Raw genomic sequence first — 24131 nt, forward strand, 5'->3', positions numbered from 1 at the left:
TGAAAAATGAAATTCCTGGTGATAAGGAGTGGGCGCTGCTCATTTTTTTTCTCTCTCTGTTAAACCGCAAGTTTCATCAGTGCTGCCTGGGTCGCATCGGCTGCCGAAAGCTCGCCGGCCAACTGCCCGTCACGAAACACCAATATGCGATCGCTCATGCCGATAATTTCCGAAAGCTCGGAGGAAACCATAATGATCCCTTTGTTTTGCAAGGCGAACTCCGACATAAATCGATAGATCTCTTTCTTGGCCCCGACGTCGATACCGCGCGTCGGCTCGTCGAGCAGCAAAACCTCCGGATCCAGCAGCGCCCAACGGCCCAGCACGACTTTTTGCTGGTTGCCGCCGCTCAGGTTGCCCACCGGCTGTTCGCCGTCGTGGGTTTTAACGTTGAAGCGCTGGATCATGTCGCGGGTTCGCGCCTGCTCCCGTTTCTCGCTGACAAACCCCATCCGGCTGATGGCGGCAAAAGAGGCGATATTGATGTTTTCACTGACGGAACGGCACAGCACCAGGCCGGTTTCCTTGCGATCTTCCGTCACGTAGGCAATACCGCTGTCGATGGCCTCGCGCGGAGAGTGGCGGTTCAGCGTCTTGTCGCCCAGGCGAATCGTGCCGCTGTCGGCATGCTGAATGCCGAAGATAAGATCGAGAAATTCACTGCGGCCCGATCCCACCAGCCCATAGATGCCCAGGATCTCACCGTGCTTCAGCTGCAGGCTGATATCTTTTATCTTGCTGCGCCAACACAGGTTATTGACCGCCAGCAAGACCTGTTCGCCGGGCTGGTTGAATTTGGCGAACTCGCTGTCGTACTCGCCGCCAATAATGTGTTCGATCAGCTGTTCACGGGTAATGTCGGCGATATAGCCTTCATGGATATAGGCGCCGTCGCGGAAAATGGTGTAGCTGTCCGCGATTTGGAATATCTCTGACAAACGGTGAGAGACGTAAATAATGCCTTTACCTTTTGCCGCCAGTTGCTGAAGCGTCTGAAAGATTTTCTGCGCATCCTCTTCGCCAATCGCCGAGGTGGGTTCATCCATGATGATGATGTCGGCATTGGCATGCGACAGCGCCTTGGCGATCTCGACCAACTGCTGTTCGGCGACGCTCAGGTTGCGCATTTTTTCTCGGGCGTCGATCTTGAAATCGAGTTCTTTGAGCAGGCTGGTCGTGCGCTGGTTGAGCGTTGCGAAATCGACGAACCCCAGGCGTCTCGGCTCGCGGCCCAGCCAAATGTTTTCGGCCACCGTCAGATCCGGGATCGCGCTCAGCTCCTGCTGCACGATGGCGATGCCGGCATTGAGGGCTTCCCGAGGATGATGAAATTCGCAGCGTTGGCCATTGATAAAAATGTCGCCGCCGTCGGGTTGAATAAAGCCCATCAGAATGCTGAGAAAGGTGGATTTACCCGCGCCGTTGCCGCCGCACAGGGCATGGATGGATCCGCGCCGCAGGCAAAACTCCGCATTCTTGAGCGCCACGACCGGGCCGAAGGCTTTCCTGACGCCGCTGACCTCCAGCAGGTAGGCGGGCGCTGGCGTATGGGGATCTCGCGTCACAGTTGCACCTCCGGATAGGTCTGCTGCAAGCGTTGCAGGTAGCGTTGATAAAGCGTCTCGTATTGCGCCTGCCTGCCGGCGTTTGGCGGCGTGCGCGTGGCCTCATCCAGCGCAACGAAGCGTTGGCACAGTTCGGCCAGCAATGCGGCGGCGTTCCGGCGCGGATCGTCGGCCAACATCGTCGCCCACATCGCCTGAATGGCGCCGCCCAGCGCCGCGGTCTCTTTGGCTTTCAGACAGACCACCGGGCATCCCATTACGTCCGCGACGATTTGTCGCCAGGCGGCGCTGCGGGCGCCGCCGCCGGTGAGGCGGATTTCGCGCGCTTCGATGCCCTGACGGCGAAACAGCTCGATGCCATAGCGCAACCCATACGTGGCGCTTTCGACCACCGCCAGGCAGAGATTGGCGCGGGTAAAGTTGTCGCTATCGAGGTTATGCAGGCTGGCGCGCGCGTGGGGCAATGGCGGAACGCGTTCGCCATTGAAGAATGGCAGCATCTCGACACCGCCTGCGCCGGGCGAAGCCTGCGCCAGCAAAGCGTTAAAGCCGGCAAGATCTTGGTCCAGCAGCGTTTGTACCGCGGTGGTGGCCGAGGTGACATTCATGGTGCAAATCAATGGCAGCCACCCGTTGGTGCTGGAGCAGAAGCCGGCAATCATGTCCGATTCCGCCGTGACGGGGGCGGCGGACCAGGCGAACAGCGTGCCGGAGGTGCCCAGGCTCAGGGTGAGGGTGCCGGCCTCGATGTTGCCGGAACCGATGGCCGCCATCATGTTGTCGCCGCCGCCGGTCGAGACCCGCACTGCCGGGCCGAGGCCGAGTTTTTCCGCCGCGGCGGGGCGCACCGTGCCGATGCAGCACTCCGCGCTTTTGAGCGGCGGCAGGGCTTGCCACAGGCGGCCGCTGTCGTCGATGAGATCGACGGCGGTTTTGCTCCAGCGACGGGTGCGCACATCGAACAACCCGGTGCCGGAAGCGTCGCCATATTCCGCTACGCGCTCCCCGGTCAGCCAGAAGTTCAAGTAGTCATGGGGCAACAACACGGTATGCAGTTGTGCCCACAACGCCGGATGGTGCGTCTTGAACCAAAGGATTTTTGACGCGGTATAGCCGGTGGCGATCCGCAGGCCAAGCGTTTCCAGCGAGCCGTTGGCTCCGCCGAGCTGTTGCAGGAGCCGTTCGTTTTCTTCTGCGGTTTCGGTATCGCACCACAGCTTGACGCTGTGCAGCACGTTGCCGTCTGCGTCCAGCGGCACAAACCCATGTTGTTGGCCCGAAACCCCCAGAGCGTGAATCTCCCGTGCATCAACGCCGGCGTGAGTCACGGCTTGGCGAAAAGCGATGACTAGCGCCTCAATCCACCAGTCGGCCTCCTGTTCGCGCCGGCCATTGGCTTGGCTGATGAGGCGGTGAGGGGCATTGCCCTCACCGAGGATCACGCCCTGTGTGCTGTCGACAATCACGACTTTCGTGCCTTGCGTACCGCAGTCTATGCCAGCATAGAGCGCCATAGGATCACTCCATCTCCAGCATGATTTTGATGTCTGAGGCATGTCCCGCCGCCGCGCGCTCGAAGGCCGCCACGCTGTCGGAGAACTTGTAGGTTTGGCTTATCAACGGCTGGACGCGCAGCTTGCCGCTGCTCAACAGGCGCAGCGTGCGCGGGTACATGTTGGCGTAGCGGAAAATGGTCTTGAAGGTAATTTCCTTGGCTTGCGCGGCGACGATATCCAGCGGCGCGGCATCGATCGGCATGCCGACCAGCACGGCGGTCGCCCCGGGCGCCGCATGTTCGGCCAGCGTTGCGATAGCCGGTTTTGCGCCGCTGCATTCAAACACGACATCGGCGCCATTGCCGCTGGTGAGGGCGGCCACTTTCCCCGCCAGGTCGCCGGTTTTGATATTGACGGCGTGCAGTCCCTCGTAACTGGCCGCAACGGCGAGTTTTTCGTCGAACAGATCGCAAATAATGACGTCCGAGCAGCCGCCCGCCAGCGCCGCGAGGGCGGTGACCACGCCGATCGGCCCGGCGCCGATCACCAGCGCGATATCGCCGGGTTTGATCCCGGCTTTGGTGGCCGCTTGCATGCCGATGGCTAAGGGTTCCACCATGGCGCCTTCAGCGAAACTGACGTTGTCCGGCAATTTGAACGTGAAGGCGGCAGGGTGGATGACGGTTTCGCGCAGGCAACCGTGTACCGGCGGCGTCGCCCAGAAGCGAACGGCCGGGTCAAGGTTGTAAATACCGGCGCGCGTCTGCGCCGAGTTGAGATCGGGAATGCCGGGCTCCATGCAAACGCGATCGCCGATGCTGAGGTGAGTGACGTTTTTACCTGTCGCGAGCACCACGCCGGAGGCTTCATGGCCGAGCACCATCGGGGCGTTAACCACGAACGGGCCAATGCGGCCATGTTGGTAATAGTGCACATCACTGCCGCAGATGCCCACGGAATGAATTTTTATCTGCACATCATCGGGGCCCAGCGTTTCGGCAAGCTGGACGTCCTCGATAGCGATTTCCCCCGCTTTGGCCAACACTAATGCTTTCATATTGCCTCCTGGTGAATCATTTTTATGGTAACGGTATCATTTCAATGCGGCGATATTGGGCCAAAGCGAGGGGGTAAACTGTGATCGATGTTGGAATTACTCGACGAGAGTTAATTTTGCTGGTGGGTTGTTATTCAATATGGGGATAGCGATCACAAAATCGGCGATGCAATGACGGTTTTAATATCAGCGTGCTGATATCGATACCGTTACTTTGCAGGGGAAATGATGAACAAACGACAAACCGCCATAGCCGCTACGCTGGAATATTTGCGCAAGGCGGACATTATTCTGACTGAAGAAGAACAGCAACATATTGAAATTGCGACATTTGGCCTGGCCGACTATCCCGTGTCAGGGCTGCAACTGCTGACCTATGTCAACTCGCCTCGCTATTGTGCGAAAGAGTTGGTGCTGTTTCCAGAGCAGACTTGCCCGGAACATTTGCATCCTCCTTTCGCCGGCACGCTGGGCAAGCAAGAGACGTTTCGCTGCCGTTGGGGCGAGGTGTTTCTGTTTGTCGATGATGAAAACCTGACGCTTAATGACGCCGGCGGTGAACCGGTATGCCGGGTGCCAGAGGGCGCGGAGCCTTGGTATACCTGCAATCGCTATATCCTCTTGCGGCCGGGCGAGCAATACACCATCGCGCCCAATACCCGGCACTGGTTTCAGGCTGGAAAGCGGGGGGCGGTGGTGTCTGAGTTCTCTTCCGAGAGCCGTGACGAGCTGGATATCTTTACCGATCCCCGGATTAACCGCCTGGCGGGCGTAAACCATTAGCGCCACGATGAAAGTTCTGTCATGATGTTGTTAATGGTACAAAATGATACTCAAAGCTAAGGAGCTGCATTTGGCAGTGGGTCGAGGACGGAAAGCGACGCTGGCTAGCGTGGCCGCACAGGCAAACGTCAGTAAAATCACCGCGTCGCGGGCATTTTCACAGCCGGACAAAGTTCATCCGGAAACGCTGCGCCGCATTCGGGAGACCGCTGCCGAGCTCGGCTATGTGGTCAATGCCGCGGCGCGCAACCTGCGGGCGAAAAGCAGCAGAACCATCGGTATCGTCAACCCTGATATGGCCAACCCGTTCTTTGGCGGCCTGACGCGGCTGATGACGCTTGAAGCGCAAAAAATGGGATACGACACCCTGGTGTTCGACTCCTATGAGTCTCAGGAAAGCGAAGACAGAATCATCGACAAACTGATTGGCTACAACGTCGATGCGATCATTCTCTCGGTCATTTCCAACGATCATCTGTACCAGCCTTCCTACCTAAAACGGTTGGAAACCTTGAATATTCCGGTGGTGCTGATCGACCGGGAGCTGGACAATCGCCACTGCAGCGGGGTGTATATCGATAACCTGGACTGCGGCCTCCAGGCGGGGCGCTGGCTGCTGGAACAGAAGGCGCAGCGGGTGGTGGTGGTCTCCGGGCCGGAAAACTCCAACGTGGCGCGTGACAGGGTCACTGGCTTGCAAGCGGCATTACAAGGCAAGGTGGCGTCGCTTGAAGTGCTGTATGCCGATTTCTTTATGGATGTCGCCTGGCAAGAGACGAGCCGTTGGTTGGCCAATAACCGCGCACCGGACTTTTTCGTCGGCTGCAATAACCAGATCTCCCTGGGCATTATCAAGGCCTGCATTGAACACCGGCTGCCGTTGATGCAGGACGTGTCGCTGTTCAGCATCGATGAGGTTTCACATGCTGAGATCTACGGTTTTCATTTCCCCTGCGTGTCGCATGATTTGCAAGAGATCGCCTGGCAAGCGTTGAATCTGGCGATCCGGCGCATTGCCGACCCCGATATCAAACCGGGCAAGGTGGTGGTGCGGGGAAAACTCATCGCGTAGCGGCCTTTCTCTGCCTTTGTATGGGGATAACGGGAGCGAAAGGAAGCGTTATATCCAATTGACCGGTATGTTCGGTGGGTAATAGAACAACATCCCCGCTATTGATGCACGGTTCATTCGCTTATAGAGTCACATGGCTGTATATAAATACAGTAATTACATGAGGATAATATGATGAATACCTGCCCTGATATCGCTACGTTGCGAAACACTCTTCCTGGCGCGGTCGGCGAATTGATCACCGTGACCGCATACTACGGCGATTGGAATGTCAGCAATCGTCAGCCCATCGGCGGCGGTATCTTCGTCGCCAAAGCACAATCTACACCGATGGATGACGGCGGGATGTTCATCCGCCCTAACGCCGCTTGGTTGTGGGTGCGCGTTCTGGACGTGGCCGGCACGGTGTCGCCTTATATGTTCGGCGCGAAAGGTGACGGTATTTCAGAGGATGCCACTGCCATTCAGGCTGCTCACGATTATGCCAGTTCACAGGCTGTCTCCAGCGGTTCTCGTATATTGAAAAACGGCAATCTGCAGTTCGGGAGCGGACAATTTAAATGTACGAAAACGCTGAAGCTGGATTTGAAAACCGTTGATTACGATTTTTCCGGCGCCTTGCTGGATTTTAGCGCCATGACACAAGGCAACAGCATCGACCGCAAAGTCGCGATTCAATGGCAAAACAACGCCGGTTATACCCAGGGCAATCTCAGCGTGAAAAATTTGCGTATGATTGGTCCTGGGGCCAATTCATTTGTCGATGGCATGACGTTTTCTACTTCGCTCTCGGCAAGCTATGGCCGAAATTCGCTGACCTTTATCGGCGGCGGGATCGAAGGTTTTGCCTATGGCATAACAGGTACTACCGATTTTTACTTCCTGCGCATGTACGGCTTTAGTTTCAATCACTGCGACATTTGCTATTACTTCCCCGACAATACTTCCAATTCCGGTGAAGAGATGAATTTCCATAGCTGCATTTTCGCTCAGAGTAATTGCGGGGTGAAATTACAGGGAGGGTACAGCTATTTCTTAAACTGTTCCTTCGATTACATTTACGGTAAAAACGGACCGCAAACCTCCACCAGTCATGTCGGAAAGTATATGCATATCGAGGGTGGGCAACATATTTTCCGCGATTGTCACGTTGAAGGCTATGGCCCACAAAATTACATCCTGAACATCCCGGATGCTAAACGTTGCAAGGTCAATATTATCGGCGGTCTGTTTACCTTCAAAGCCGGCGGTAGCCCAACGGCCTATCCGACAACCTCTAACCCATTCTATGTGGGTGATTTGGCGCGAGTGGTATTTGATAAAGTCAATATCGGTCAGATGCAACAAGGTGGTGACACCAACGTCAGTGGTTGGATTGATGGCACGGGTTCTGTCTCTTTGCGTAATACGCAATTGCCTATCGCCTGGCCTTATCTGTTAACTCAGGTGCGAACCGATACCGCCGTAGAGGACAATTGGCTGGATGGCACGACGTATAGCAACGGTAGCGACAAATGGACTGAGGAAGTTTGGGTTCTGCCGCCGGGAGGTGTTAATACGGTACGCAAATCTCGCTACGGGTGGGGTACGGCTAACAGCACCAATTTTAGCCTTATTCGCCAGGCCGATTTCGTTTCATTGGGGCGCAACGCGGCCGCTGGTGATGGTGTGTTCCAGGCGGTGCTGGGAACCCTCAGCCTGAAAGGTTACGGCAGCGTTATTCACCATGTTCGCGCCAACACTTACGCGGGTGATGGGCAACGCTGCCAGGTCAAAATCTTATGGGCGAAACTGCGCGAATATGGTCCGCACCAGGACGTTGAACCCCAAATTCTCAAGCAACAAACCGGTCACGTTTACACCTATCAATTTAGCGGCAATGAATCTGATCTGAAGAGCGTTATCATCCCAGGCCAAATGCAGGGCTATCCTACGCAGCCTCCCGCCTTCGAGCGAGCGCCGGACTGGGCTACGCACGCTTTCTTGCTTATTGACGTCACCGAAATGAAAAGCAACTTTGACCTGCGCATTACGGATGTTTATCTGCGACAGGTCTGACGCAGTTTCCCAACATTAACCTGTCACGGCATGTCGCACACCCCGTTATTACGAGAGGGGTGTGCGACATTGACGACGCAGCGTTTTACGCGGCTGTCGCTGGCGCTACGTGAAGCGCGACTTTTTAAAGAGCCGCATAAAGCCCACTTGAGCTAACCGGAATCCGGGGCTGGAATGGAGTCTCCTGCCCGTTACTGAATGACGACGGCTCTTCAGTCCGTGCTCAGCCCAAACACCGCCGCCGCATTGCGATCCAAAATGGCATTCACGTCTGCCTCCGGCAATCCCGCACGGCGGATGTAGTCCACCGTGGTTTGAAACAGGTCGCCCGGCTGGAACGGGAAATCGGTGCCGAACAGCAGCCGCTCTGCGCCGAAGGTCGCCGCCGCCGCTTGCAATGCGGGCACCTGATCGTGGCCTACCGTGTCGTACCACATGCGCAGGGCGGCGCGGCTCGGCGGTTCCGGCGTATGCGGCGCTTCCCACGCGACGGTTTGGTCGAGACGCTCCAGCGTCATCGGCAGCAGGCCGCCCAGGTGCGGCACAATGATTTTCATCTCCGGAAAGCGTTGGGGGATGCCGTGGAGAATAAAGTGCATGGCGGCGACCGTATCTTCGATCGGCGCGCCAATCGACCAGGTCAAAGCGTAATCGGCGATCAGCGGCGAGTGTGCGCCGCGGCCGGCGGGATGAATGGCCAGCACGCTGTGGCGGCGATTGAGTTCCTGATAGAGCGGCTCGAACAGCGGGTTGGCAATAGACAGCCCGAGCACCGAGGTGGTGATGCAGGCGCCCAGCATATTGAGCTGGGTAAAGGCCCTTTCAAGCTCGAGCAACGCCGCGTCGATATGCGGCAGCGGCAAAGAAGCGATAGCCCGAAAGCGGGTGGGATAACGCGCTACCAGTTCCGCATATTCATCATTGATCCGGCGCGCGGCATCAACGGCCGCCTGTTCGTCTTCCAGATGCGGCGACAGCGGCGTCGCCGACAGGATTTGCATGTCGATGCCGGCGCTGTCCAGCAGGGCGAAGCGGGCGTCGAGTTCGCGCTCGGTGCGGCCAGCGCCCAGTTGCCGATAGGCGGCGACGTCGTGCACGCCATGCGCTTGCAAAAGATCCAGATACTCTGTGCTCCACAGGTGAGCGTGTACGTCGAGTCGCATCGGTCTATCTCCCGGCTTCGCGGCGATGCCGCGGGTTCAGGAGAGTATAGGCGGGCGACGCGACGCCTCCTGAAGGGAGAGCATTTTTTCTACCGACGGGTTAGGGTGAGAGCACGCATTGATCCGGGAACGGCGCGCGAACGGGCGTTCCCGGTATTGGGGGGCTGGAGATCAGAACACCTGCTTGAACGGTTTCACCGTCACGTCGGCATAGACACCGGCGGCGATATAGGGATCTTGTTGCGCCCAGGCCTGGGCTTGCGCCAGCGACTCGAATTCGGCGATCACCGTCGAACCGGTAAAGCCGGCGGCGCCGGGATCGTTGCTGTCGATGGCCGGGTTAGGGCCGGCGACCACCAGGCGACCGGCGTCGCGCAGCGCCTGCAGGCGCGCCAGGTGTGCCGGACGCACCGCCAGACGATTTTCCAGCGAGTTGGGGACGTCTTGCGCGTAGATCAGATAAAGCATGTTTCACCTTTAAAATCATGGCTATAAAACGGTGCTACCAAGGTAGCGCAAAAGGCGCGGCAGGGGAACGGCGTAGGGCGAATTTCCCGGCGGATTGGCGCTTATGCCTTGAAGCCGCTACTTTTTATTCGTATAGTGCGGCGCGCTTAAACTGATATGCCATTGAGGTGAGGACATGACGGAACTGGTAAGGGAAAAACTCGATTTGCCGGCGGGCAAAAGCAAACTGCTGCTGCATTCGTGCTGCGCGCCCTGTTCCGGCGAGGTAATGGAAGCGATCCAAGCCTCCGGGATCGAGTACGCCATTTTCTTCTATAACCCCAATATTCATCCGCAAAAAGAGTATTTGCTGCGCAAGGAAGAGAACATCCGCTTCGCCGAAAAGCACGGGGTGCCGATCATCGATGCCGATTACGATACCGACAACTGGTTCGCCCGCGCCAAGGGGATGGAGAATGAGCCGGAGCGCGGTATCCGCTGCACCATGTGTTTCGACATGCGTTTCGAGCGCACGGCGCTGTATGCGCATGAGCACGGTTATGACACCATCTCCAGCTCGCTCGGCATTTCGCGCTGGAAGAACATGCAGCAGATCACCGACTGCGGCATTCGCGCGGCGGAAAAGTATCCTGACCTGGTGTACTGGGATTACAACTGGCGCAAGAAGGGCGGTTCGTCGCGCATGATAGAGATCAGCAAGCGCGAACGCTTCTATCAGCAGGAATACTGCGGCTGCGTCTATTCGCTGCGCGACACCAACCTGCACCGCAAGGCGCAAGGGCGGCCGCTGATCAAGCTGGGCGTGCTTTACTATGGCGATGAAGAATAACGCTTAATCACCGCAATCAACCCGCTACGGCGGGTTTTTTACTTTTTGACGCCAGGCGAAACGTTAATGAAGCGTGGTGTTCCGGCGATAAAAAAGCAACGGCCAGGTTAATATCCTTATGAGTTTGCTGGTTTTAGCCGCGCATACTGACGATTAAAGCGATAGTTTGCCTTTCGTTATTGAATATGATTGCTATTTGCATTTAAACTTGGCGAACCAGAGGAAACAGAATCATTATGCCGCTAAAAAAGATGTTCCTTAATCGCCGTATATCCGTGCCTTTCGTCTTGTCCGTAGGCCTGCACAGCGCCCTGGTGGCGGGATTGCTTTACGCTTCGGTAAAAGAAGTGGTGGAGCTGCCGAAGCCAGAGGACGCGCCGATCAGCGTCATGATGGTCAACACCGCCGCGATGGCCGAACCGCCACCGCCGGCGCCGGCCGAGCCGGAGCCGCCGCAGGTCGAACCTGAGCCGGAGCCAGAACCGGAGCCTATCGTGGAGCCGCCGCCGAAGGCGATCGTGAAGCCGGAGCCGGTCAAGCCGAAACCGAAGCCTAAGCCGAAGCCGAAGGTCGAAAAACAGGTCAAACCGGAGCCGAAGAAGGTCGAGCCGCGCGAGCCGTCGCCGTTCAACAACGATTCGCCGGCCAAGCCGATCGATAAAGCGCCGGTGAAACAGGCGCCTGCCGCGCCGGTGCAGGGCAACTCGCGCGAGGTCGGGCCAAGGCCGATCAGCCGCGCCAATCCGCTCTATCCGCCGCGGGCCCAGGCTTTGCAGATCGAAGGCAACGTGCGGGTACAGTTCGATATCGACAGCGACGGGCGCGTGAGCAACGTGCGCATCTTGTCGGCCGAGCCGCGCAACATGTTTGAGCGTGAAGTGAAGCAGGCGATGCGCAAGTGGCGCTATGAAGCCAAAGAAGCGAAAGATCGCACCGTCACTATCCGCTTCAAGCTGAACGGCACGACTGAATTGAACTGAGTTCGGTCAACACAAAAAGAAAGGGTCGCCTCGGCGACCCTTTTTGCATTTGCGGCGTAGCGTCAGTTTATTCTTCGAAGCCGACGCGGAAATTCATTTTGCCCTCAGGCAGCGCGCGCGAGTTGCCTTCCGCATCGACCGCCACATATGTGAACACCGCTTCGGTCGCCCGGTAGCGCTGGCCGATCGGGGCGGAGGAGACTTTCTTGACCCACACTTCGATATTGATGGTGATCGAGCTGCGCCCGGTACGGATGCAGTGCGCATAGCAGCAAACCACGTCACCTACCGCCACCGGTTTCAGGAAGGTCATGCCGTCCACGCGCACGGTCACCACGCGCCCTTCGGCGATCTCTTTTGCCTGGATGGCGCCGCCGATATCCATTTGCGACATCAGCCAGCCGCCGAAGATATCACCGTTGGCATTGGTATCGGCCGGCATCGCCAGCGTGCGCAGCACCAGCTCGCCGCTGGGTAAAGGTCGTTGTTGTGTCATAGCAGTCTGCTTTTAAAGGGAGGGAATAACATCATACTGCCCGCGGCAAGCGCCGCAGGCATTAACAATTTTGTAACTATTTTTTCTGTTCTTCCGGCATGTGCCGGTAAATATAGATACCGCTGAGGAGGGTGAAGACCAGCGTCAGCACCGTCAGGCCAAAGACTTTGAAATTGACCCAGACGCTTTGCGGCAGCCAGAAGGCGACATAGATGTTCGCCAGGCCGCAGGCCAGGAAAAAGACCGCCCAGGCCAGGTTGAGGTTGCTCCACACTTTGTCCGGCAGCGTCAGCTCTTTGCCCAGCATGCGCTGAACCAGCGGTTTTTTGAGCACCCATTGGCTGATCAGCAGCGCCAGCGCGAACAGCGCGTAAATCACCGTGACCTTCCATTTGATGAACAAATCGTTGTGGAACACCAGCGTCAGGGTGCCGAACACCAGCACCATCAGGAAGGTGATCAACGTCATCTTCTCGACCTTGCGGTATTTAACCCAGGTGAACACCAGCGCCAGTGCGGTAGCGACGATCAACGCGCCGGAAGCGACGTAAATATCGTACAGCTTGTAAAAAGCGAAAAAGACAATTAACGGGAGGAAATCAAGAAACTGCTTCATAAATCAATCCATCATCTGTTCATCGGCCGACTATACCGGATTCGGCGAGCTCTGTGTACCGCCGGGCGCTGCTGATTATCGGTGTTTGGCCGGCGGATTTCTGCCGCGAAAGCAGGAATTTGCATAAACTTACGCGAGAAAGCGCGGGCGCATTGCCAGCGCGTGCCGCAGGCCGCATAGTAAGTAGCATAATAACCAGATAATTTACCGCGGAAAACAGCATGCAGTGGAAATCTCTCCAGGCCCTGACGCCGGGTTTGACGCATTTATTGGGCTATCAACGCAGTTGGCTCAAGCCGGATATTCGCGCCGGCCTTTCCGTCGCCGCCGTCGCCTTGCCGGTGGCCATCGCCTATGCCGAGCTGGCCGGGGTCAGCCCGGTGGTGGGGCTCTATTCCTGTATTTTGCCGATGGTGGCCTATGCGCTGTTCGGATCGTCACGCCAGCTGATCGTCGGGCCCGACGCCGCCACCTGTGCGGTGATCGCCGCGGTGGTGACGCCGCTGGCGGCGGGCAATATGGAGCGCCATTGGCAACTGACCATCATGATGACCGCCATGATGGGCGGCTGGTGCCTGCTGGCCAGCCGGTTCAAGCTGGGGGCGCTGGCGGATCTGCTGTCGCGGCCGATCCTCAGCGGGTTGCTGAACGGGGTGGCGATCACCATTATGGTCGATCAGATCGGCAAGGTGTTGGGGTTCACGGTGCGCCCGGCGCAGCTGATCGAGCGCATCTACGCGCTGCCCGGCAACCTGCTGCACAGCGACTGGCTGACGATGGCGGTGTCGTTATTGACGCTGGTGACGCTGCTCGGATTTAAAAAATGGCGGCCTAACTGGCCGGCACCGCTGTTCGCCATCGTGCTGGCGGCGTTCGTGACCTGGGCGGGCGGCCTGCAACAGCATGGCGTGGTGACGGTGGGCGGTTTCAGCGGTGTGTTGCCGATCGTCCAGTGGCCGGATTTCCAGCCCGGTTTACTGCGCGACATGGTGATCCCGGCGCTCAACCTGGCGGTGGTGAGTTTTGTCAGCATGATGCTCACCGCCCGCAGCTTTGCCGCCAAAAACGGTTATGAGGTGAACGCCGACGCCGAGTTTCGCGCGCTGGGGCTGGTGAATATCGTCTCTGCGCTGTCGCAAGGTTTCGCCATCAGCGGCGCAGACTCGCGCACCGCGGTGAATGACGCCAACGGCGGCAAGAGCCAGCTGGTGTCGATCATCGCCGCCGCGGTAATCGCCTTCGTCTTGCTGTTCCTGATGTCGCCGCTGCAGTTTATTCCGGTGGCGGGATTGGGGGTGGTGCTGATGTATGCGGCCTGGTCACTGCTGGACATCCGCGGCATCTGGATCTTGCGCCGTCGCAACGCGCAGGCGTTCCGCCTGGCGCTGTTTACCTTCCTCAGCGTGCTGCTGGTGGGGGTGATCAGCGGCATCGGGCTGGCGGTGTTACTGGGATTGATGCAGTTTCTGCGCACCGTCTTCCGGCCGACGGAACAGCTGCTGGGCGTCAACGACGAAGGCATGATCCATTCCATGGGCAACAACAATGGGGTGAAGGCGGTGCCCGGCGTCATGATGTATCGTTTCAATTCGCCCCTGACCTATTTCAACGTGGCGTACTTCAAACGCCGCATTCTCAATTTGGTCGACGGCACGCCGTTCCAGCCGCGTTGGGTGGTGGTGGACGCGGTGGCCAGTTTTACCCATGCCGACATCAGCGTGTTGGCGGCCATCGACGAACTGAAACGCGATCTGTTACAGCGTAACGTTAGGCTGGTGCTGGCGGGGCGTCGCACCGAACTGACGCGTTGGTTCCGCATCAACCGCTTAGGGCGCGACAAAGAGCTGATTTTGGTGCCGGATCTGTATCTGGCGCTGAAGCTGATTCAGAGTAAGGAGCAGGCGGAAGCCGCCGTGATGGGGTAAACAAAAAAGGGGCGCGCCGAAGCGTGCCCCTTGATTTTCGCTGACGCCGGCGTTAGCCGCGCAGCAGCATATACAGGCGGAACAGGTAGATCAGCAGCAGGGCAGACACCAGGTTGCTCAACGCGGTCAACACCACGCTGGCGACGTTCGGCGTCAGCACCGACAGATGGCTCACCAAAAACAGCACCAGCAGTTTGGCCGCCAGCCACAGCATCATCGCCGGCACGATCACGCGCGCATTGGCGAAGGCCAGTTTGCTGCTCAGCTTGAGCGAAGCGAACACGCCTTTCTTGTCGACCGAGGCGATCACCGGCGCCAGCGCGAAGGCGATCGCCATCAGCACGCCCGGCACCACAAACAGCGTCAGGCCAAGCTGGATCAGCAGGGTGCAGATAAACAGCAGCAGCAGCAGGCGCGGCAAGTCGGGCGCCGAGGCGCCGAGCGCGCGCAGGGCGCTGGTGCGTTGCCCTTGCGACACCAGACGAATCAGTGTCAACATCCCGCCGACCAGCAGCACGTTGCCGACCAGCGCGGAGAAGGTGGCGGCCGCCGACACTTTCAGCAACACCATCTGCTGTTCCGGCGTCATCTGCTGGATCACTTCCTGAATGCCCATACCGGTAGACGAAGCGAAATCGCTGGTGGTGGCAGCGAGCGTCGCCAACTGTTCGGCATCGGGGCTGAAGGCCTGATTCAGCAGCACGGAGATAAACGCCGTCAACAAAGCCAGCATCAGGATGCTGGCCAGTTGGTTACGTAAAAAGTTAAAACTGTCACGGTACAAAGCGTTGGCCGTGATAGACATGCAGACTCCTTGGCGTCGGGAAAACAGAGATAAATCAGTGGGTGATTGTACCCTGTTCCACGCCGCTGTGGCACCCCGCGAATTGCACTACGCCTATTTCTTCAACGATCGTCGTCTCAGGCAGCGACAGCGGCAGGGGCACCGGCAAGGGCGGCAGGCCGTAGCGTTCCCGGGCGCGATCGCAGGCTTCGTTGCGCAGGCCGTTTTCACCGGACTGATCGAACTCTCTGCACGGGCTGGGCCGATTGAGGTAGATCGAGCAGGACACGGCTTTGCCGATCTCGCCGTCCAGCGCGTTGCAGCGGGGGGACTTGCTGTTGGTCCCCTGCATACAGCGCAGGAACGGGGTCAAAGGCTCCGTCAGGGAAAGAGGGACGGTGCCGCCGCCGTCTTCGGCTTCGGCCCAATAGAATGACACTCGAAAATAGCCACAGCATGCGCCGCAGCTGACACAGGGATTAAGGATTTCGCTCATCTTGATTGCCCGCCGACTCCTCACGGCACCAACCAAAACCAACACGGAAGATGAAATTACCTCAGCCGCATTTTTTTCCGCAACTGAAATTTGAACATGTAGATGATTTGCAACAAAATCGATTTTTTGATGCAGATCAATCCTTGATTTATTAGGCGGTTAGGTAACCTTGTTTTTAGTAGGATTTTAAATTTTTACACATAAGATGTGATCTCGATGGGATCACAAATACCCGAAAGTAGGTATATTCCCCCTCGAGCGATTAACCACACAAATGGAATGGATAATGAAAAAGACAACTCTGATGGTATTGGCGACGATGATGGCGCCTATGTTGGCAAGTGCGCATCAGGCCGGTGATTTCCTGTTCCGCGCGGGCACCGCGACGGTGCGTCCAAATGCGGGTTCGGACAACGTGCTGGGGTTGGGTTCGCTGGATGCGAAAAACAACACCCAGCTCGGTCTGACCTTCGGTTATATGGTGACGGACAACATCGGCGTTGAGTTGTTGGCCGCAACGCCATTCCGCCACAAGGTGACGCTGGGCGGCACCGATCTGGCGACCGTTCACCAGTTGCCGCCTACGCTGATGGCGCAATACTACTTCGGCGATAAGCAGGACAAACTGCGTCCTTACCTGGGCGTCGGCGTTAACTACACCACTTTCTTCGATGAGAAGTTCAACGACTACGGCAAAAGCGCCGGGTTGAGCAATCTCGATCTGAAAGATTCCTGGGGTGTGGCGGCGCAGGCCGGCCTGGATTACAACCTGGATGAGCACTGGATGCTGAACATGTCGGTGTGGTGGATGAATATCGAAACCAAAACTCGCTTCAACGATGCGAATGGCGGGCACCACAGCTTCGACACGCGTTTGGATCCGTGGGTGTTCATGTTCGGGGCGGGGTACCGCTTCTGATGAAGGCTCCAAGCAGGGAGGCGTTGCGCCTCCCTGTGTCGGTATTATTTAATCTGCATTACGTTTTCAACCGATTTCACGCCGGCCACGCCGCGTGTGACCTGCACCGCACGGTTGGCGTCATCGCTGGACGTCACGAAGCCGCTCAGCTGTACGCGCCCTTTAAAGGTTTCCACGCTGATTTCGCGTGACTTGATGTTTTTATCCGCCAGCAGTGCCGATTTCACTTTGGTGGTGACCACCGTGTCATCGATATAACCGCCCGTTCCCTCAGATTTTGCCGTCGGCGCGCAAGCGCTCACCGCGACCGCCACAACGGCTGCCATGCACAAGGCCGAAAGGGTTTTAAAAAGCTTCATAAATTACTCTCCATGCAATGTTATGGTTGAAATTCGCTACGGTTTTTCGCCGCAGCGGGCGCATTCCCCAAATCAAACGAAGAAATGCATAGCGAACAAAGTTCATTGTGAGACAAGACCTGGGTTTGTTCAAATTTTTGCTGTAAATAAATGGAACAAACTTTGAGGGGAAACAAGCTGTTAAAGCGAGCGCCGGCAGGGCGCTCGCTGAAGAGGATCACGCCCGGGTGGCGCGCTTCATATTGCTGACGAAGGCCGCCAGCTTGGTCAGCATCTCCGCCGGGTTGGCATGGTGCTGTTCGATGATTTTGACGATTGCCGAGCCGGAGATCGCGCCGGCGGCCCCGGCCTGCAGCGCGGCCTTCACCTGCTCGGGTTCGGAGATGCCGAAGCCCTGCAGCGGCGGCGCGGCGTGGTACTCGCGCAGCTTGTTCACCAGGTGATGCAACGGCAGCTGCGCCCGGCTTTCGGTGCCGGTGACGCCGGCACGCGACAGCAGATAGGTGTAGCCGCGGCCGTGCGACGCGATTTCACGCAGCAGATCGTCATCGGCGTTCGGCGGGCAGATGAAGATCGGCGCGATGCCGTGGCGCGCGGCGGCGGCGCGGAACGGCGCAGACTCTTCAAACGGCACGTCGGCGACCAGTACCGAGTCCACGCCCACTTCGGCGCAGCGTTGATAAAACGCATCGATGCCTTTATGGAACACCAGGTTGGCGTACATCAGCAGGCCGATGGGAATGGTCGGGTGCTTCTGGCGGATGGCCGCCAGCATCTCGAAGCACTGGGTCGGCGTGACGCCGGCGGCGAAGGCGCGCAGCGTCGCGCTCTGGATGGTTGGGCCATCCGCCAGCGGATCGGAGAAGGGGATGCCCAGCTCCAGCGCGTCCGCGCCGGCTTCGATTAGAGTGTCGATAATCTGCAGCGACAGCGCCGGATTAGGATCGCCCAGCGTCACGAACGGGACGAAGGCGCCTTCCTTGCTGCTTTCCAGACGCGTGAACAGTTGCTGATAACGTTCCATCAGATTTCTCCCCGTGCTTTCAAAATGTCGTGAACGGTAAATATGTCTTTGTCGCCGCGGCCGGACAGGTTGACCACCAGGATCTGCTCTTTCTGCGGCGTTTCACGGATCATTTTCAGCGCGTGCGCCAGGGCGTGCGAGGATTCGAGCGCCGGGATGATGCCTTCATGGCGCGACAGCGCCTTGAACGCTTCCAGCGCTTCGTCGTCGGTGATCGACACGTATTCGGCGCGGCCGGTGCTGTTCAGGTAGGCGTGCTGCGGCCCGACGGACGGGAAGTCCAGCCCGGCGGAAATCGAATAGGACTCTTCAATCTGGCCTTCGGCGGTCTGCATCATCGGCGCTTTCATGCCGAAGTAGATGCCGACGTGGCCGTGCTTCAGCGGCGCGCCGTGCTGGCCGGTTTCGATGCCCAGGCCGGCAGGTTCCACGCCGATCAGCCCAACGTCGGCGTCATCGATAAAATCGGCGAACATGCCGATGGCGTTGGAGCCGCCGCCGACGCAGGCGATGACCGCATCCGGCAGGCGGCCTTCGCGCTCTAGCACCTGCGCTTTGGTTTCTTCGCCGATCATGCGCTGGAATTCACGCACGATGGTAGGGTACGGATGCGGGCCGGCGGCGGTGCCGAGCATATAGTGCGCGGTTTCATAGCTGCCGGACCAGTCGCGCAGCGCTTCGTTGCAGGCGTCTTTCAGGGTGGCGGAGCCGCTGTGCACCGGGATCACTTCCGCGCCCATCAGCCGCATGCGGAACACGTTAGGCGACTGGCGCTCGACGTCTTTGGCGCCCATATAGATGCGGCATTTCAGGCCGAGCAGCGCGCAGGCCAGCGCCGACGCGACGCCGTGTTGGCCGGCGCCGGTTTCCGCGATGATCTCGGTTTTGCCCATGCGCTTGGCCAGCAACGCCTGGCCCAGCACCTGGTTGGTCTTGTGCGCGCCGCCGTGCAGCAGGTCTTCACGCTTCAGGTACAGCTTGGTGTTGCTGCCGGCGGTGAGGTTTTTACACAGCGTCAGCGCCGTCGGGCGGCCCGCGTAGTTCTTCAGCAGATCGATAAATTCCGCCTGGAATGCCGGATCGCGCTGGGCGCTGACAAAGGCTTCTTCCAGTTGTTTCAGGGCCGGCATCAGAATTTGCGGCACGTATTGGCCACCAAATTCGCCGAAGTAGGGGTTAAGCAGCGTCATGAGAGTTCCCGTTATTATCCGTTATTAATGTTGAGCCGTATTCAGTAGGCGCGCAGGGTCTGGAAGACCGAGGCCAGGCGCGCGGGATCTTTGATGCCCGGTTCGCTTTCCACGCCGGAGTTGAAGTCCAGCCCGGCGCAGCCGAGCTTGGCCGCCTCGACGCAGTTGTCGGCGCGCAGGCCGCCCGCCAGCATCACGTTAGTCAGATCTTCGCCTTGCAACACCGACCAGTCGAAGCGTTGGCCGGTGCCGCCGGCGCCGTTGTCGAGCAGATAGCGATCCACATGCTGCAGATCGCGCGCCGGCACCCGATCTTTCACGCTCAGCGCTTTCCAGATGCGGCAATCGGCCGGCAAGCGGGCGCGCAGGGCGTTGATATAGGCCTGGTCTTCTGCGCCGTGCAATTGCACCGCGTGCAGACCGAGGCGCTCAACGGTCAACGCCACGGTATCGACCTGGGCGTCGCAGAACACGCCGACGTACTTCAGCGGCGCGCCGGAGATCACTTCGCGAGCGCGGGTGATGTCCACATAGCGCGGCGAGCGGCCGACGAAAATCAGCCCGCCGTAGATGGCGCCGGCCTGATAGGCGGCGGCGGCGTCCTGCGGACGGGTCAGGCCGCACACTTTGTTGTCGCCCAGGATCACGCGGCGCACGGCGGCGAGCAGATCGGGTTCCGACATCAGCGCGCTGCCGATCAGGAAGCCGTTGGCGTAATGGCTCAGCTCGCGGATCTGCCCGTAGTTGTTGATGCCCGATTCGCTGATCACCGTCACGCCGTGCGGCACGCGCGGCGCCAGCTGACGGGTGCGGTTCAGATCGATGCTCAGATCGCGCAGATCGCGGTTGTTGATGCCGACCACGCGCGCTTCCAGCGCGATCGCGCGCTGCAGCTCTTCTTCGCTGATCACTTCGGTCAGCACGCCCATGTTCAGGCTGTGGGCCACCGCCGCCAGCTGGCGATACTGCTCGTCGGTCAACACCGACAGCATCAGCAGGATGGCGTCGGCCTGATAGTAGCGCGCCAGGTAAATCTGATACGGATCGATGATAAAGTCTTTGCACAACACCGGCTGGCTGACGGTTTTACTGACCAGCGGCAGGAAATCGAAGCTGCCCTGGAAGTATTTCTCGTCGGTCAGCACCGAGATCGCCGAGGCGAAATCTTTATACACCGTGGCGATCTCTACCGGATCAAAGTTCTCGCGAATCAGTCCCTTGGAAGGCGAGGCCTTCTTGCATTCGAGAATGAAAGCCGTACGGGTGCCCTGCAGCGCGTGATAGAAGCTGCGTTCGCTCGGTACGATGTCGTTCTGAAAGCCGGCCAGGGGCTGTTGCTGTTGTCGCGCCGCGATCCATTGCGCTTTGTCGCGGACAATCTTGTGTAGCACGGTTTCCTGCATCATTTATCCTCTTGCCGCCAGTGCGATGACACGCTCATAGGCCTGCCCGCTGTTGATCATATCCAGTGCCTGCCGCGCATTTTGGCGCAGGTCTTCATGTCCGAATAACTTCAGAAGCAACGCGACGTTGGCCGCGACGGCCGCGGCGTGCGCCGGCTCGCCTTTACCTTGTAACAGCCGCGCCAAAATGTCACGGTTTTCTTCCGGCGTGCCGCCCAGCAAGGCTTCCAGCGGATAGGTTTCCAATCCGAAGGACTGCGGCGTGAGCTGGTAGCTGCTGATTTCGCCGTTGTTCAATTCCGCCACGTGCGTCGGGGCGTGGATCGCCACCTCGTCCATGCCGCCGCCGTGCACCACCGCCGCACGCTGATAGCCCAGCACGCGCAGGGTTTCGGCGATCGGCAGCACCAGTTCCGGGCTGTAAACGCCGATCAGCGCCAGCGGCGGACGCGCCGGGTTGATCAGCGGACCCAGCACGTTGAACAGCGTGCGGGTTTTCAGCTGCTGGCGTACCGGCATGGCGTGACGAAAACCGGTGTGGTACTGCGGCGCGAACAGGAAACACACGCCGAGATCGTCCAGTGCCTTGCGCGCTTCTTCCGCCGGCAGATCCAGGCGGATGCCGAACGCCGCCAGCAGATCCGAAGAGCCGGAGCGGCTGGAGACGCTGCGGTTGCCGTGTTTGGCGATCTTCGCGCCGCACGCCGCCGCCACGAAGGCGCTGGCGGTGGAAATATTGATGCTGTTGGTGCCGTCGCCGCCGGTGCCGACGATATCGGCGAACGGGTAGTCAGGGCGGGGGAACGGCTGAGCGTCGTCCAGCAGCGCTTTGGCGGCGCCGGCGATCTCTTCCGGGCGCTCGCCGCGGACTTTCATGCTGATCAACGCCGCCGCCAGTTGGCTCGGCTCCAATTCGCCGCGCACGATGGCGCTGAACAGCTGTTGGCTTTCCTGCTGGCTCATCGACTCGGCGCGGTACAGTTTCTCAAGAATAGGTTGCATCGTCGTGTTCCTTATATTACTTCGCCAGCGCCCAGGCCAGGGTCTGCTCAAGCAGGCGTGCGCCGTGGGTGGTCAGAATCGATTCCGGGTGGAACTGGAAGCCGCACACGCGGCGATGATCGTCGCGCACCGCCATCACCATCTCGCCGAACCGGGCGTTGACGGTGAGATCGGCCGGGATATTGCTGCCGACCAGCGAGTGGTAGCGCGCTACCGGCAGCGGGTTGGCCATGCCGGCGAACATACCTTCGCCATCGTGAACGATCGCCGAGGCCTTGCCGTGCAGGATCTCGCCCGCCTGGCCGACCTGGCCGCCGTAGGCTTCGACGATCGCCTGGTGGCCGAGGCAGATGCCGATGATCGGCAGCCGGCCGCGCAGGCGCTGCAGCAGTTCCGGCATGCAGCCCGCTTCGGACGGGGTGCCGGGGCCGGGCGACAGCATCAGCACCGGCTGGGTCATGTGCTCCAGGCGTTCGATGATCACCTCGGCGGCGATCTGGTTACGGTAAATCACCACTTGGTGGCCGCTGGCGCGCAGCTGATCGACCAGGTTGTAGGTAAAGGAATCGACGTTGTCGAGCAGCAGAATATCGGCCATCAGAACACCTCCTTGGCATGGTGCGCAGTGGCGATGGCACGCAGCACGGCACGGGCTTTGTTGCGGGTCTCGTCGGCTTCTGCCTGAGGGACGGAATCCAGCACCACGCCGGCGCCGGCCTGCACGGTGGCGATGCCGTCTTCAACGTAGGCGGAACGAATGACGATGCAGGTATCCAGATCGCCGGTGGCGGTGAAGTAGCCTACCGCGCCGCCGTAGCTGCCGCGGCGCGTGCCTTCGGAGGCGGCGATCAGCTGCATTGCCCGCACCTTCGGCGCGCCGCTCAGGGTGCCCATGTTCATGCAGGCCTGGTAGGCGTGCAGCACGTCGAGATCGGCGCGCAGGGTGCCCACCACCCGGGAAACCAGGTGCATGACGAACGAATAGCGGTCCACCTTGGTCAGATCGGCGACGTAGCGGCTGCCGGCCTGGCAGATGCGCGCCAGATCGTTGCGCGCCAGATCGACCAGCATCAGGTGCTCGGCCAGCTCTTTGTGGTCGGTGCGCATTTCCAGCTCGATGCGGCTGTCGAGATCCAGATCCAACGAACCGTCCTTACTCCGGCCGCGCGGGCGGGTGCCGGCGATCGGGTAGATTTCGATTTGCCGATTGCTCGCGTCGTATTTCAGCGCGCTCTCCGGCGAAGCGCCGAACAGGGTGAAGTCATCATCCTGCATGAAGAACATGTACGGGCTGGGGTTGTTGTCTTTCAAGGTCTGGTAGGCTGCCAGCGGCGCCGGGCACGGCAGGGAGAAGCGGCGCGACGGCACCACCTGGAAAATCTCGCCCTGGCGGATCGCTTCCTGCAGCCCGCTGACCACCGCGCCGTACTCTTCGTCGCTCTGGTTGCAGCTCAGCTGCATGTTTTCCAGCGTTTGGTGCGGGATCGGCTGCGGGGTTTGTTGTAATTCGGCCTGCAGCTGTTCCAGGCGTTGCTGCAAACGCTGCGCTTCACTCGCCTGCTCACTGAAGACGCTGGCCTGCAGACGGGCCGTACCGCGTTGGTGATCCAGCACCAGCAGGGTTTCCGCCAGATAGAAGCAGAAGTCCGGGCAGCGCTGATCCTGGCGCAGCGCCGGCAGGTCTTCGAAACCGGCGACCAAATCGTAGGCGAACAGGCCGCCCAGCATCACGGCTTCGCGCTCGTCCGCCGGGGAGTCCACCAGGGTCAGCAGCGTGCGCAGCGCGTCGAACACCGACAGTGAACGCAGGCGGGCGTCTTCGTCCTGCACCGCGTCGATCGCCGGGAAGCTCAGCTCGCGGCCGTTGGGGCGCGCCTGATTGCGCACCTCGGGCGGCAGCGCTTCGTCCAGCAGCGGCAGCAGCGCCGCGCCGTTGGCGCTCAGCGCCTGCACGCTGACGGTGTGGCCCAGTGCGGTAATGCGCAGCGCGCTGTCGATCACCAGCAGGCTCTGCAGATTCTGTTTGCTGTTGATTTCCGCCGATTCCAGCAGCAGGGTGGCCGGACGGGCACCGCACAGCTGGTGGAAAATGGTGGTGGGATCGCCCCGGTAGCTGGCTTGCGCCTTCAGCAATGTCATTTGTGGTTTGATGTTCATCATCGGTGGTTCCAGTGAATTCTGTCCATAAAAAAGCCCGCATCAGGTGCGGGCTCAGGAAATCTGCATTGTCAGATGACAGCTATGCGCGATTACACCGCCCGCAAGAGGGAGGTACGCCACCAACCGTGAAGAGAAATGTAGTTGTTCATTTGTAGACTCTCTCTGTTAACGCTCATCCGACACGGCCGTTGCCGTGAACTTGTGTACTAGTTAACTGGTTCGAGAGGGCAAAGTCAACCCTCTTTTTGCACAATGTTTTAGCGGTCAGCGTGAATTATATTCATCA

Annotated in this window: 21 protein-coding genes, 1 pseudogene and 1 other annotated feature; of the genes and pseudogenes, 7 read left to right on the plus strand and 15 right to left on the minus strand. The window is 59.2% G+C overall.

Annotated elements, in window-relative coordinates; genetic code table 11:
- Positions 1–59: 59 nt before the first annotated feature.
- The 3 genes from ACJ8HN_RS04650 to ACJ8HN_RS04660 are packed head-to-tail and all read right to left on the minus strand — an operon-like array spanning position 60 to position 4118.
- The gene (locus ACJ8HN_RS04650) at positions 60–1565 is read right to left on the minus strand and encodes a sugar ABC transporter ATP-binding protein (RefSeq protein WP_049195458.1); all 1506 of its coding nucleotides are present in this window, start codon (positions 1563–1565) and stop codon (positions 60–62) included.
- Entirely contained in the window at positions 1562–3079 is a 1518-nt protein-coding gene (gene xylB / locus ACJ8HN_RS04655; RefSeq protein WP_188240264.1) for a xylulokinase, read from the minus strand. Before xylB ends, ACJ8HN_RS04650 begins: the two co-directional genes overlap by 4 nt.
- Positions 3080–3083: 4 nt before the next feature.
- The gene (locus ACJ8HN_RS04660) at positions 3084–4118 is read right to left on the minus strand and encodes an NAD(P)-dependent alcohol dehydrogenase (protein WP_033634775.1); all 1035 of its coding nucleotides are present in this window, start codon (positions 4116–4118) and stop codon (positions 3084–3086) included.
- A gap of 228 nt (positions 4119–4346) precedes the next feature.
- Between ACJ8HN_RS04660 and ACJ8HN_RS04665 the strand changes: the two genes are divergently transcribed.
- The 3 genes from ACJ8HN_RS04665 (at position 4347) to ACJ8HN_RS04675 (ending at position 8031) form a co-directional block, all read left to right on the plus strand.
- The gene (locus ACJ8HN_RS04665; protein ID WP_126192659.1) at positions 4347–4901 is read left to right on the plus strand and encodes a D-lyxose/D-mannose family sugar isomerase; all 555 of its coding nucleotides are present in this window, start codon (positions 4347–4349) and stop codon (positions 4899–4901) included.
- A 70-nt stretch (positions 4902–4971) separates the two neighbouring features.
- Complete coding sequence (locus ACJ8HN_RS04670; RefSeq protein WP_039565832.1) at positions 4972–5973, plus strand: LacI family DNA-binding transcriptional regulator; 1002 nt, start codon at positions 4972–4974, stop codon at positions 5971–5973.
- A gap of 171 nt (positions 5974–6144) precedes the next feature.
- Positions 6145–8031 carry a hypothetical protein gene (locus tag ACJ8HN_RS04675; protein ID WP_080289887.1) on the plus strand — a complete coding sequence of 629 codons (1887 nt, stop codon included), beginning with the start codon at positions 6145–6147 and terminating at the stop codon, positions 8029–8031.
- 212 nt (positions 8032–8243) lie between these two features.
- Here the strand turns inward: ACJ8HN_RS04675 and ACJ8HN_RS04680 are convergent, their stop codons facing one another.
- Positions 8244–9194: an amidohydrolase family protein gene (locus ACJ8HN_RS04680; RefSeq protein WP_033653002.1), complete on the minus strand. Its 951-nt coding sequence runs from the start codon at positions 9192–9194 to the stop codon at positions 8244–8246.
- A gap of 171 nt (positions 9195–9365) precedes the next feature.
- Complete coding sequence (locus tag ACJ8HN_RS04685; RefSeq protein ID WP_033634770.1) at positions 9366–9662, minus strand: YciI family protein; 297 nt, start codon at positions 9660–9662, stop codon at positions 9366–9368.
- A gap of 175 nt (positions 9663–9837) precedes the next feature.
- Between ACJ8HN_RS04685 and ACJ8HN_RS04690 the strand changes: the two genes are divergently transcribed.
- Together ACJ8HN_RS04690 and tonB are read left to right on the plus strand one after the other, a co-directional pair.
- Positions 9838–10491 (plus strand): epoxyqueuosine reductase QueH, encoded by a 654-nt coding sequence (locus tag ACJ8HN_RS04690; protein WP_033634769.1) that lies wholly within the window; start codon positions 9838–9840, stop codon positions 10489–10491.
- A gap of 236 nt (positions 10492–10727) precedes the next feature.
- A complete protein-coding gene (gene tonB, locus ACJ8HN_RS04695; protein ID WP_016927510.1) occupies positions 10728–11471 on the plus strand; it encodes a TonB system transport protein TonB in 744 nt (247 codons plus the stop codon).
- 67 nt (positions 11472–11538) lie between these two features.
- Here tonB and yciA read toward each other — a convergent pair whose 3' ends face one another.
- Positions 11539–11967 (minus strand): acyl-CoA thioester hydrolase YciA, encoded by a 429-nt coding sequence (gene yciA, locus ACJ8HN_RS04700; protein WP_004932085.1) that lies wholly within the window; start codon positions 11965–11967, stop codon positions 11539–11541.
- 76 nt (positions 11968–12043) lie between these two features.
- Positions 12044–12583 (minus strand): septation protein A, encoded by a 540-nt coding sequence (locus ACJ8HN_RS04705; RefSeq protein WP_004932082.1) that lies wholly within the window; start codon positions 12581–12583, stop codon positions 12044–12046.
- A gap of 221 nt (positions 12584–12804) precedes the next feature.
- Here ACJ8HN_RS04705 and ACJ8HN_RS04710 point away from each other — a divergent pair, with 221 nt between their 5' ends.
- Positions 12805–14508 (plus strand): SulP family inorganic anion transporter, encoded by a 1704-nt coding sequence (locus ACJ8HN_RS04710; RefSeq protein ID WP_033634768.1) that lies wholly within the window; start codon positions 12805–12807, stop codon positions 14506–14508.
- 52 nt (positions 14509–14560) lie between these two features.
- On the opposite strand, the gene ACJ8HN_RS04715 is transcribed toward ACJ8HN_RS04710, so the two are convergent.
- Complete coding sequence (locus ACJ8HN_RS04715; RefSeq protein WP_033647584.1) at positions 14561–15313, minus strand: YciC family protein; 753 nt, start codon at positions 15311–15313, stop codon at positions 14561–14563.
- Between the two features lie 34 nt (positions 15314–15347).
- Positions 15348–15788 carry a YkgJ family cysteine cluster protein gene (locus ACJ8HN_RS04720; protein WP_033634766.1) on the minus strand — a complete coding sequence of 147 codons (441 nt, stop codon included), beginning with the start codon at positions 15786–15788 and terminating at the stop codon, positions 15348–15350.
- Positions 15789–16074: 286 nt separating this feature from the next.
- On the opposite strand from ACJ8HN_RS04720, the gene ompW reads away from it, so the two are divergent.
- Positions 16075–16707 carry an outer membrane protein OmpW gene (gene ompW, locus ACJ8HN_RS04725; RefSeq protein WP_004932076.1) on the plus strand — a complete coding sequence of 211 codons (633 nt, stop codon included), beginning with the start codon at positions 16075–16077 and terminating at the stop codon, positions 16705–16707.
- Between the two features lie 44 nt (positions 16708–16751).
- On the opposite strand, the gene ACJ8HN_RS04730 is transcribed toward ompW, so the two are convergent.
- The 6 genes and pseudogenes from ACJ8HN_RS04730 to ACJ8HN_RS04755 all read right to left on the minus strand — a co-directional run bounded on the left by ACJ8HN_RS04730 (position 16752) and on the right by ACJ8HN_RS04755 (position 23845).
- Positions 16752–17066 carry a BON domain-containing protein gene (locus tag ACJ8HN_RS04730; protein ID WP_025303053.1) on the minus strand — a complete coding sequence of 105 codons (315 nt, stop codon included), beginning with the start codon at positions 17064–17066 and terminating at the stop codon, positions 16752–16754.
- Between the two features lie 217 nt (positions 17067–17283).
- On the minus strand, positions 17284–18090 hold the full coding sequence (trpA, locus tag ACJ8HN_RS04735) for a tryptophan synthase subunit alpha (protein WP_033634763.1): 807 nt from the start codon (positions 18088–18090) through the stop codon (positions 17284–17286).
- Complete coding sequence (gene trpB, locus ACJ8HN_RS04740) at positions 18090–19280, minus strand: tryptophan synthase subunit beta (protein WP_033634762.1); 1191 nt, start codon at positions 19278–19280, stop codon at positions 18090–18092. Before trpB ends, trpA begins: the two co-directional genes overlap by 1 nt.
- Positions 19281–19321: 41 nt before the next feature.
- Positions 19322–20683, minus strand: coding sequence for a bifunctional indole-3-glycerol-phosphate synthase TrpC/phosphoribosylanthranilate isomerase TrpF (gene trpCF / locus ACJ8HN_RS04745; protein ID WP_197807023.1), 1362 nt, complete (start codon positions 20681–20683; stop codon positions 19322–19324).
- Between the two features lie 3 nt (positions 20684–20686).
- Positions 20687–22283: pseudogene (gene trpD / locus ACJ8HN_RS04750) on the minus strand (bifunctional anthranilate synthase glutamate amidotransferase component TrpG/anthranilate phosphoribosyltransferase TrpD).
- Complete coding sequence (locus ACJ8HN_RS04755) at positions 22283–23845, minus strand: anthranilate synthase component 1 (protein WP_060421026.1); 1563 nt, start codon at positions 23843–23845, stop codon at positions 22283–22285. The pseudogene trpD and the gene ACJ8HN_RS04755 overlap by 1 nt, the downstream one beginning before the upstream one ends.
- Positions 23846–23869: 24 nt before the next feature.
- Positions 23870–23973: a sequence feature (Trp leader region), on the minus strand.
- Positions 23974–24131: the final 158 nt, after the last annotated feature.

Source organism: Serratia sp. CY29653 (genome assembly GCF_052169255.1).
Classification (GTDB): domain Bacteria; phylum Pseudomonadota; class Gammaproteobacteria; order Enterobacterales; family Enterobacteriaceae; genus Serratia; species Serratia sarumanii.

Bases quoted from the DNA above. Each gene is read 5' to 3' on its own strand.
- xylB (WP_188240264.1), bottom strand. From the start codon at position 3,079: ATGGCGCTCTATGCTGGCATAGACTGCGGTACGCAAGGCACGAAAGTC.
- ACJ8HN_RS04660 (WP_033634775.1), bottom strand. From the start codon at position 4,118: ATGAAAGCATTAGTGTTGGCCAAAGCGGGGGAAATCGCTATCGAGGAC.
- ACJ8HN_RS04665 (WP_126192659.1), top strand. From the start codon at position 4,347: ATGAACAAACGACAAACCGCCATAGCCGCTACGCTGGAATATTTGCGC.
- ACJ8HN_RS04675 (WP_080289887.1), top strand. From the start codon at position 6,145: ATGATGAATACCTGCCCTGATATCGCTACGTTGCGAAACACTCTTCCT.
- ACJ8HN_RS04680 (WP_033653002.1), bottom strand. From the start codon at position 9,194: ATGCGACTCGACGTACACGCTCACCTGTGGAGCACAGAGTATCTGGAT.
- ACJ8HN_RS04685 (WP_033634770.1), bottom strand. From the start codon at position 9,662: ATGCTTTATCTGATCTACGCGCAAGACGTCCCCAACTCGCTGGAAAAT.
- ACJ8HN_RS04690 (WP_033634769.1), top strand. From the start codon at position 9,838: ATGACGGAACTGGTAAGGGAAAAACTCGATTTGCCGGCGGGCAAAAGC.
- tonB (WP_016927510.1), top strand. From the start codon at position 10,728: ATGCCGCTAAAAAAGATGTTCCTTAATCGCCGTATATCCGTGCCTTTC.
- yciA (WP_004932085.1), bottom strand. From the start codon at position 11,967: ATGACACAACAACGACCTTTACCCAGCGGCGAGCTGGTGCTGCGCACG.
- ACJ8HN_RS04705 (WP_004932082.1), bottom strand. From the start codon at position 12,583: ATGAAGCAGTTTCTTGATTTCCTCCCGTTAATTGTCTTTTTCGCTTTT.
- ACJ8HN_RS04710 (WP_033634768.1), top strand. From the start codon at position 12,805: ATGCAGTGGAAATCTCTCCAGGCCCTGACGCCGGGTTTGACGCATTTA.
- ACJ8HN_RS04715 (WP_033647584.1), bottom strand. From the start codon at position 15,313: ATGTCTATCACGGCCAACGCTTTGTACCGTGACAGTTTTAACTTTTTA.
- ACJ8HN_RS04720 (WP_033634766.1), bottom strand. From the start codon at position 15,788: ATGAGCGAAATCCTTAATCCCTGTGTCAGCTGCGGCGCATGCTGTGGC.
- ompW (WP_004932076.1), top strand. From the start codon at position 16,075: ATGAAAAAGACAACTCTGATGGTATTGGCGACGATGATGGCGCCTATG.
- ACJ8HN_RS04730 (WP_025303053.1), bottom strand. From the start codon at position 17,066: ATGAAGCTTTTTAAAACCCTTTCGGCCTTGTGCATGGCAGCCGTTGTG.
- trpA (WP_033634763.1), bottom strand. From the start codon at position 18,090: ATGGAACGTTATCAGCAACTGTTCACGCGTCTGGAAAGCAGCAAGGAA.
- trpB (WP_033634762.1), bottom strand. From the start codon at position 19,280: ATGACGCTGCTTAACCCCTACTTCGGCGAATTTGGTGGCCAATACGTG.
- trpCF (WP_197807023.1), bottom strand. From the start codon at position 20,683: ATGCAGGAAACCGTGCTACACAAGATTGTCCGCGACAAAGCGCAATGG.
- ACJ8HN_RS04755 (WP_060421026.1), bottom strand. From the start codon at position 23,845: ATGATGAACATCAAACCACAAATGACATTGCTGAAGGCGCAAGCCAGC.